The organism is Pseudomonas sp. RIT-PI-q (assembly GCF_001297125.1).
Lineage (GTDB): Bacteria > Pseudomonadota > Gammaproteobacteria > Pseudomonadales > Pseudomonadaceae > Aquipseudomonas.
Genome location: NZ_LHPC01000049.1, coordinates 193463 through 201635, shown reverse-complemented (window position 1 = coordinate 201635; position 8173 = coordinate 193463). Strand labels below are relative to the sequence as shown.

Here is an 8173-nt window from a genome sequence, read left to right as displayed (position 1 = left end):
CAGTTTCAGCCGGAACAGCGCTTTCAAAACCCAAGGTGATAAGGTCGAGCTCATCCACGAAGACATCGACAACACGCACCGGATTGGTGTCGCTGACGTAATCGTCCAGGCTCTCGGGGAGCAAGGTGCTTTGACCTCGATGTTCACCTTGGATGAAGCGTTTCATGGGCGACCCTTGCGATAAATTCTGGGAAATCATAGCAAGGGTTTGTTTCCACGTTTTTGCACACTCTGGAGCTTGCGAGGCTGCGTTCGGCTGCGCAGCAGTCGTAAACCCTGAGTGCGCGGTGTATCTGATGCACCGCATCGTATGATTTCACGACTGCTGCGCAGCCGAACGCAGCCTCGCAAGCTCGACAGCTGCTACAGAGCCGAACGCAGCAGGCTCGACAGCTCCTACAGGGCCGGACGCAGGTTGGTACAGGGGGCGCGCTTGGGCTTAGGGTGTGGTGTTCGGCGAGCGCAGGGCCGAGCCCAGTTCCACCTTGCTTTTGACGCCGAGCTGCAAGTAGCAGTTGCGCAGGTAGGTGCGCACTGTCGCAGGACTCAACACAAGAATTTTGGCGATTTCCTTGTAGGAGTGGCCGGCGGCAAACAACATGGCGGCGGTCCGTTCGCGAGGTGCCAGCACGGCACCGCGTGACTGTGTTTCAAGTGACAGGATCACATGCTCGGCGTTGGGACTCAGCGTCAGTGCACAGCGACCCAGGCGCATGACGCAAGGCGCTTTTTGCAGTTGCTCGACCACCTCGGGCGGGAGCATCGAGCCGCTCCATCCAGGCAATTCGCGCTGAATGGCCGCGCACAGACTGGCTCCCACGTAAAGCAGACTGCCGTCCAGACGCGCGATTCCGAAGTCGCTCGCTGCGTTGCCCGTGTCGACCCGGATCATGTCCTGCACCTGGAATCGCCACAGCTGCAACAGGTGATCGCAGAAAGCCGAAAACAAGCCGGCCTCACGTTCGTTGAACGCCGACGCTTGAAGGCCACGGTACAAACAGACAAAAAACACCAGGCCGCTTTCGGGCAGTTCGAAGGTGATGCACATCAGGTGGTAAAGGTCGTGACGCCGTGCAAAGTCGTTCACCTCCTCGCAGGGGTCGGTGAAGCCACTGTCGCGCACGACTTCCCCGGGTTGACTCAAGGTCTCATGGGAAAATCTGTCACTGACCGCCACCTTGTGCCATTCGACGGCAAACGACTCGGGCAGGTTGATCCGCCCGTGCATCCAGCTTTGAGCGGGTGACGGGGACATTTCGCCCCACCAGGCCGAAGCGAAGGGCACCAGTTGGCTAAATGCCTGCAAGCCGTCGGCGATGAATTGCGAGGCGCCGCGATCTCGCGCGAGACGCCCCAGGTGCAATACGCACTGATTAAACGCCTTCAGCGTGGCCATCGACGCCACGGCGCCGACCTCATCAGCCTCCTCCATCGTTCTGATCCCGTTCGCTACTACATGGCGTATTATTGTTTTGACCATGCCATAAGCGCAGCGACGGCGTCCAGCCCGGCGCGCTGTTTCACTCGCGTAGCTGCAACAGGAAATCCTGAACATAAGGCACGACCGAAATTCCGGCGTGAGCTGTGTTAGGAACTATGTCTTGTTGCACGCGAATATCGTGGGCCTCAAGGTTGCGAGCCAAGGTTGTATTGCGCTCCACCCTCGTAAGCCCCGCGTCGTTGATACCGTCCATGTATTGCACTGAACCGGGTGCGTAATGAATTTCCCAGGTCTCGAGGTCTGCGGCGCCCACCAACAATTGAACATCCACCTCTCGCAGCGCTTCGAGATTCAGGCGTTTGCCAAAAATCGCTTCGATCCCTCCCGTGCCAACCCACCAATCGCGCCCCTCATCAATCAAGGTCACCGAGCCCGGTGCACCGATGGAAACGGAACGTAGACGTTCGGGGTGCAGGTAGTAAAATCGGTTGGCGAAGTGCCCGCCGCCCGAATACCCAAACAATGAAAACTTCTCGAACGAAGTGCTGAGCGCCTCGCCGACTTCATCAACCATTGCCAGCAGGACTTCGTCGTATCGAATGTCCCCTTCCTTGAGGTATTTGAAACCATGGGGGTTGCCATCGCCCAATGGACCTACCGGAAACAGCGGCGCCAGAATGATGTAACGATTGAAGCGCCCGAACTCGGCAAACGCATCCCGATACTCGACCATTGTGCGCCCGGTGCCATGGACCGCGACCAGCAGGCGGTGGCCCTCCGGCGCTTGATCGAACGTCTGCGGAACGTAAAGGCAATAGGCAAAACGCGGATCCTTACGGCACGAAAAAATGGTCGTGCTACCTCGGTAGTACATCTGCCGATGCCGCGCTGCCGGGGTGTCTTGAGGGTTGCTCAACATTGTGAAACCTCGTTGATAATTGTGCCATTATTGAAAACTACAGCGGGTAAGGGTCATGCACGGTCGACGACTCACACGCCCACGTCCAAGTTTTGTGGAAGTCACTTTTGAACAAAAAAACTACTGATCGCAGCCATTTGGTACTGCTGATTTCAAACGACATTAATGCCGGGGTACTTCCGACCGGCAGTTGGCTCAAGCAGATCGATCTGGAGCAACGTTACGGCTGTACACGGCTGGACATCCGCCGCGCGCTGGACCAACTGACCCTCAAAAACATGGTCGAACACATCCCCAATCGGGGGTACTACGTCCACACCCCTGATCTGGCCCAGGTGTCCGATACCCGCGAAGTTCGCATCGCACTCGAGTGTGCAGCGGTCGACCAAATGGACGTCACCGAAGAACGGTTGCAAGCGCTGGACCTCATCGCCCAGCGCTTCAGTCGCCTGGTCAACGAAGGCACGATGCAAGAGTGCTACACCGCGAATCTCGAGTTTCATCGCGGGATCTACGACATGTGCACCAACCGGGTAATGATCGAGTTCATTGAAGAAATTCGCAGCCGTCCGCCATCGTCTCCAGGGGGCACCTGGCGCACGCATCTGCGCGCAGAGCAGTCGGCCCGCGAACACTTCCAGATACTTGACGCCCTGCGTAACGGTGACCGCGAACACCTCAAGCGACTGATCGCGGCGCACATCCGTCAAACCCCGCTGGAGCAATGAATCTCAAGGCTTGATGCTGACGCCCCACAGGCGTGGTTTCTGCCCGATCCAGGCGTCGTAGCCCTCGACGTTCTGATTCAGCGCGACAATATCCAGGCCGTTGTACATGACGATCATCGGCACTTGATCGATGAAGCGCTCATGCAGCTGATCGAAGATTGACTGGCGCTTGGCGACATCACCTTCCTTCAGTGCCTGGCTCAGCAACTCAATCGCCACAGGATCCTCCCAGACCTTGCGCGACTCCTTATCCTTGTTACCCGTCACCTGCTCGAAGCTCAGCGCCGGATCGAAGCGCGCCGAATAGGTGAAGGACATCGCCTGATACCGCCCGGCCTGATAACGCTCGAGCTGAGTGCCCCATTCCATGACTTCCACCTGCGCGTTGATGCCGACTGCCTGCAGCATCGCCTGGGCAATAATGGCCAGGTCATAGCTGGGCACCATCGAGCGCTTGTTGGCGACAATCGTCAGCGGTTGGCCGCGATAGCCTGCCTCCTGGAGCAGTTGCGCAGCCTTCTGTGGGTCGTAGGTAAAACCTTGTTTCTCGCTCGGGCCGTAGTAGTTGGAGGCCACGCTGATGATGGAGTTGTTGGGCACACCGAAGCCGTTGCTCGTGGTCGCCACCAGTTGTTTGACATCAATGGCCGCAGCAATGGCCTGACGAATCCGCTTGTCCTTGAGCAACGGATCCCGGGTCTGGAACATCAGCACATTCATGGTCGCGCTGGGGTCTGTCGAGACCTTGAGCGTTGCGTGAGTCTTGATTTCCGGCAGGTCCGTTTCGGTGACTTCAGCCATGTCCAGATCGCCCGAGAAGAGCGCTGCCTTGACCGTCGCCTGATCGGGAATAATCACAAACCGTACTTCATTGGTCAGCGCGTTTTTACCGCCGGTGTAGCCGTCGCGTGGACCGGGCAAGGCTTGGTAGCCAGCGAATTTATTCAGCGTGACGTACTGTCCGCGCTTCCACTCACCCAACTGGTAAGGGCCAGTGCCGATCGGCGAAACGAACTCACCCTGAGCATTGACCGAGGCTTTGTTCAGCACGGCGGTGCCGCCGCAATCGGTACGCGCCAGCGTGGCGAGGAACATGCCGCTGGGCTTTTCCAGCTCCATCACCACGGTATGGTCATCCGGTGCGGTGACTTTGGTGACCTTGGTCATGCCGCTACCATCGAACTCCGGCAGGCAGCGCCACTGAGTCTTGGGGTCCATGTCGCGGTTCCAGCTCCACAGCACGTCGCCGGCGGTCAACAACTCGCCGTTATGGAACTTCACACCGGGGCGCAAGGTGAAGGTGTAGGTCAGGCCATCGGCGGAGATGTCAATCTTCTGTGCCAGTAGCGGTTTGACTTCGCCCTTTTCCCCATAGGCGACGAGCCCTTCGGTCATATGCAACACGACCGCATCGGAACGGTCATCCCGATTGACCCCAGGATCCAGGCTGCGAATATCGGAGTTCATTGCCAGGCGCAAGGTCTGCGCCTGTGCGACACCGCAACCGATCATGGTCATCATGCTCAGCGTCAGAGCGTTTACTAAAAAGCGATTCATAAGCGAGTCCTTGATAATGCTCAAACAGGTTCACGCCGCCACAGGTGTGACGGCCTTCAAAGTCCTTCACACAGCAGCACTGCCGCGCAATTGATAACTGCCATCGGCCAGTCGCACCAACGGATTGGCGGCCGCCAGCAGTCGATGAGTGAAGGCGTGTTGCGGGTTATCGAACACTTGCGCGGTGGTGCCGATTTCCACCAGTCGGCCTTGCTGCATGACGGCCACGCGATGAGCAATTCGCTCCACCGCCGCCAGGTCATGCGAGATGAACAGACAGGCAAAGCCGTACTGCTTTTGCAGCCGCTCAAACAACTCCAGAATCTGCTTTTGAATGGTCATGTCGAGGGCGGAAATCGGCTCGTCGGCAATCACCAGCTTGGGGTGACGGATCAGCGCCCGACCAATCGCCACGCGTTGCCGTTGACCGCCCGAGAGTTGGTGGGGGAAGCGGTCGGCAAACAGCGGGTCGAGACCGACATCGTGCAGGATGATGCGCACGCGCTCGGCACGCTGCTCGCGACTGAGGCCCGGTACATGGCGCAGTGGTTCAGCGAGAATCTCCGAAATCCGGGCGCGCGGATCGAGGGACGACACCGGGTCCTGAAAGATCATCTGGCACTGCAATCGATGCTCGCGATTGGCGCTTTTAAGAATGTCGACACCATCGAAAAAGATCTCGCCCGCAATAGGACTGACCAGCCCGACGACCGAGCGGCCAAGGGTGGTTTTACCCGAGCCACTGCCGCCAACCAGCGCCAGCGTCTCACCCGCATTGATCTGCAGACTGACCCCATCCACGGCGCGCTTGGCTTTACCGCGCCAGAGGAACCCCTGACGCCCCGGATGTTCGATGGTGACGTTGCGCATGTCCACCAGCGGCGAGGCCAGCGGTGCGCTGTCAAGGTGGCCGCGCGTAGGCAGCGCTTCGAGTAATTGCCGAGTGTATTCAGCCTTGGGACCGAGCAGGATTTGTTCGGTCGGGCCGCTTTCGATTGCTTTGCCGCTGCGCATCACCACGACTTTATGGGCATGACGCACCACCAGCGAAAGATCATGGCTGATGAACAAGATCGCGGTGCCCTCCTCCCGCGTCAGTTCGAGCATCAGTTCGATGACGTCGGCCTGGGCCAGGGTGTCCAGCGCGGTGGTCGGCTCGTCGGCGATCAACAGCGCCGGGCGCAACAACATCACCGAGGCCAACATGATGCGTTGCCGCATCCCGCCGGAGAACTCATGAGGAAAGGCATTCAGACAGCGTTGCGGATCATCCATGCCGATCCGCCGCAGCATCTCCAACGACCGGGCAAGAATGGTTTTTTCGTCCAGATCGGTGTGCAGGCGCAACCCTTCCGCCATCTGTTGGCCGATCGTCATGGTCGGGTTGAGCGAGACCATCGGTTCCTGAAACACCATCCCGATCTTCGAGCCACGCACATCACGCAACTGCTCGTACGCCAAGGTGCACAGGTCGGTGCCGGCAAATTCAATACGACCGGACGCGACCCGCATCGGCGGCGGCAACAAACCGATGACGGCGCGCGCCGCCATGGTTTTGCCGCTGCCGGACTCACCCACCAGCGCGACGATTTCGCCGGGCGCCATGTCGAAACTCAGGTGGTCGACCGCAAGCGAACCCTCGGGACCGGCCTGGATGCACAGATTACTCACGCGAAGCAAAGGCTTGACGGTTTCCATTAGCGACTCATCCGGGGGTCAAGGCGATCACGCAGGGCGTCACCGAAAAGATTGATGCCGATCAGGGCAATGGAGATCATCAAGCCGGGGAAGAAACCCAGCCAGGGTGCCGTGACCAGATGAGGACGGCTGGAGGCCAGCATGTTGCCCCACGTCGCCGCAGGCGGCGGAACCCCCAGCCCGAGAAAGCTCAGGGCACTCTCCGAGAGAATCGCCCAGCCAAACATGCTGGTAGCGAGGACAATCAACGGTGCCACGCAGTTCGGCGCGATATGCCGCCACATTGTGTACAGCTCGCTGTTGCCAATGACCCTGGAGGCTTCGATGAACTCTCGTTCACGCAGCGACAACACGGTGCTGCGCACCACTCGCACGACGGTGGGGATATAGGCCAGGCCCAGCGCCAGCACGATGCCGTACTGACTCGCGCCGACAATCGCCAGCAACCCCAGCGCCAGCAACATGCCGGGGAATGCCAGCAAGGCATCGTTGACCATCATCAACAGGCGATCGGTCCAGCCACGCAAATAACCGGCGAGCAAGCCGAACAGGGTGCCGATGCTGATGGCCAGTATCACCGTCAACAAACTGATCCACAGGCTGGTGCGGGCGCCGATAATGATGCGGCTGAACACGTCGCGACCGAACTCATCAGTACCCAGAATGTGTGGCCAGGACGGCGCCATAAATCGATGGGCCAGGTCCAGGCGCAGCGGGTCATAAGGCGTCCAGACGATACCGGCCACCGCGAGCAGCACCAGCACCGCCAGCAGGCTGCCGCCGATCAGCGCGTTGAACGACAACGGACGCTTGTGCCTGGAGGTCTTCGGCGCAGCAGTCGGCGGCGCGGCAATTTCGCTTAGAGTCTTCATGCTTTCACCCGAGGATCGAACAGCGGATACATCAAATCTACGAGCAGGTTGACCAACACGTAGACGAACGTAATGAGCAACAGGCAGCCCTGCAGTACCGGGTAATCACGTGCATAAATGGAGTCGACCATCAGGCGCCCGATGCCCGGAATGGTGAACACCGTTTCGATGACGGCGATCCCGCCCAGCAGGTTGCCGAGGATCAGGCCGATCAGTGTCCAGGTGGGTGCAAAGGCGTTGCGCAGCGTATGGCGCCAGAGCACCGCACGCTCCGACAAGCCTTTGGCTCGGGCATGGGCGATGTAGTCCAGGCGCAAGACTTCGATCGAACTGGCACGCTGCATCCGGATAATCACGCCGCTTTCATGCAGCACCAGCGTGGCCACCGGCAAAATGATGTAGGCCAGCGCCTTGCCGAAGTCAGCCGAAAACGGCACATACCCCACCACCGGCAACCAGCCCAATTCCAGGCCAAACACATACAGCAGCAGCAGGCCCATCCAGAAACCGGGGATCGACAGTAACAACGTCGCGGTCGTCACCAGTCCCAAATCAACCAGCGAGTCCTGTTTCCACGCCGCCAGCATGCCGAGGGGAACGGCAATTACCGCCGCCAGCGCCACCGCCGTCAGAACGATGGTCACACTGACGCTGAACCTTTCAAGCACCAGCGGCAAAACCGCCTCATGACTGGTAATCGAAAAGCCCAGATCCCCTTGGAACACGGCCTTGAGCCAGATCAGGTACTGCGCGATCACCGGCTGATCCAGCCCGAGCGACTGGCGCAATTTGATCAAACTGGCCGGATCAGCCATATCGCCCAGCATCAGCAGCGCCGGGTCACCGGGTATCAGCCGGATCATCGCGAAGACCGCGATAGAAATCAGCAGTAACGTCGGGACCGCCATGGCCAGACGCTGAACGATCAAACGAAGCATGTAGGTTCCTCGATGTTGAA

At 59.3% G+C, this 8173-nt stretch carries 7 protein-coding genes and 1 pseudogene; 1 reads left to right on the top strand and 7 read right to left on the bottom strand.

Annotated elements, in window-relative coordinates; all coding sequences use genetic code 11:
* The 3 genes and pseudogenes from AEQ67_RS35565 to AEQ67_RS26055 form a co-directional block, all read right to left on the bottom strand.
* Positions 1 to 166 (bottom strand): annotated as a pseudogene (locus tag AEQ67_RS35565) (IS5/IS1182 family transposase); the annotation flags it as partial.
* A 273-nt stretch (positions 167 to 439) separates the two neighbouring features.
* Positions 440 to 1432: a helix-turn-helix transcriptional regulator gene (locus tag AEQ67_RS26060; RefSeq protein WP_059406645.1), complete on the bottom strand. Its 993-nt coding sequence runs from the start codon at positions 1430 to 1432 to the stop codon at positions 440 to 442.
* Positions 1433 to 1520: 88 nt separating this feature from the next.
* Positions 1521 to 2360 carry an alpha/beta fold hydrolase gene (locus AEQ67_RS26055; RefSeq protein ID WP_059406644.1) on the bottom strand — a complete coding sequence of 280 codons (840 nt, stop codon included), beginning with the start codon at positions 2358 to 2360 and terminating at the stop codon, positions 1521 to 1523.
* Positions 2361 to 2467: 107 nt separating this feature from the next.
* On the opposite strand from AEQ67_RS26055, the gene AEQ67_RS26050 reads away from it, so the two are divergent.
* Positions 2468 to 3088, top strand: coding sequence for a GntR family transcriptional regulator (locus tag AEQ67_RS26050; protein WP_063854478.1), 621 nt, complete (start codon positions 2468 to 2470; stop codon positions 3086 to 3088).
* Positions 3089 to 3091: 3 nt separating this feature from the next.
* Here the strand turns inward: AEQ67_RS26050 and AEQ67_RS26045 are convergent, their stop codons facing one another.
* The 4 genes from AEQ67_RS26045 to AEQ67_RS26030 all read right to left on the bottom strand — a co-directional run bounded on the left by AEQ67_RS26045 (position 3092) and on the right by AEQ67_RS26030 (position 8153).
* Positions 3092 to 4645 carry an ABC transporter substrate-binding protein gene (locus AEQ67_RS26045; protein WP_082377956.1) on the bottom strand — a complete coding sequence of 518 codons (1554 nt, stop codon included), beginning with the start codon at positions 4643 to 4645 and terminating at the stop codon, positions 3092 to 3094.
* Positions 4646 to 4711: 66 nt separating this feature from the next.
* Positions 4712 to 6343: a dipeptide ABC transporter ATP-binding protein gene (locus AEQ67_RS26040; protein WP_059406642.1), complete on the bottom strand. Its 1632-nt coding sequence runs from the start codon at positions 6341 to 6343 to the stop codon at positions 4712 to 4714.
* The gene (locus AEQ67_RS26035) at positions 6343 to 7215 is read right to left on the bottom strand and encodes an ABC transporter permease (RefSeq protein WP_082377955.1); all 873 of its coding nucleotides are present in this window, start codon (positions 7213 to 7215) and stop codon (positions 6343 to 6345) included. Before AEQ67_RS26035 ends, AEQ67_RS26040 begins: the two co-directional genes overlap by 1 nt.
* Positions 7212 to 8153 carry an ABC transporter permease gene (locus AEQ67_RS26030; protein ID WP_059406641.1) on the bottom strand — a complete coding sequence of 314 codons (942 nt, stop codon included), beginning with the start codon at positions 8151 to 8153 and terminating at the stop codon, positions 7212 to 7214. Before AEQ67_RS26030 ends, AEQ67_RS26035 begins: the two co-directional genes overlap by 4 nt.
* Positions 8154 to 8173 lie beyond the last annotated feature (20 nt).

Excerpts from the sequence above, each read along its gene's own strand:
- AEQ67_RS26045 (WP_082377956.1), bottom strand. The coding sequence starts at position 4,645 with ATGAATCGCTTTTTAGTAAACGCTCTGACGCTGAGCATGATGACCATG.
- AEQ67_RS26055 (WP_059406644.1), bottom strand. The coding sequence starts at position 2,360 with ATGTTGAGCAACCCTCAAGACACCCCGGCAGCGCGGCATCGGCAGATG.
- AEQ67_RS26035 (WP_082377955.1), bottom strand. The coding sequence starts at position 7,215 with ATGAAGACTCTAAGCGAAATTGCCGCGCCGCCGACTGCTGCGCCGAAG.
- AEQ67_RS26040 (WP_059406642.1), bottom strand. The coding sequence starts at position 6,343 with ATGGAAACCGTCAAGCCTTTGCTTCGCGTGAGTAATCTGTGCATCCAG.
- AEQ67_RS26060 (WP_059406645.1), bottom strand. The coding sequence starts at position 1,432 with ATGGAGGAGGCTGATGAGGTCGGCGCCGTGGCGTCGATGGCCACGCTG.
- AEQ67_RS26030 (WP_059406641.1), bottom strand. The coding sequence starts at position 8,153 with ATGCTTCGTTTGATCGTTCAGCGTCTGGCCATGGCGGTCCCGACGTTA.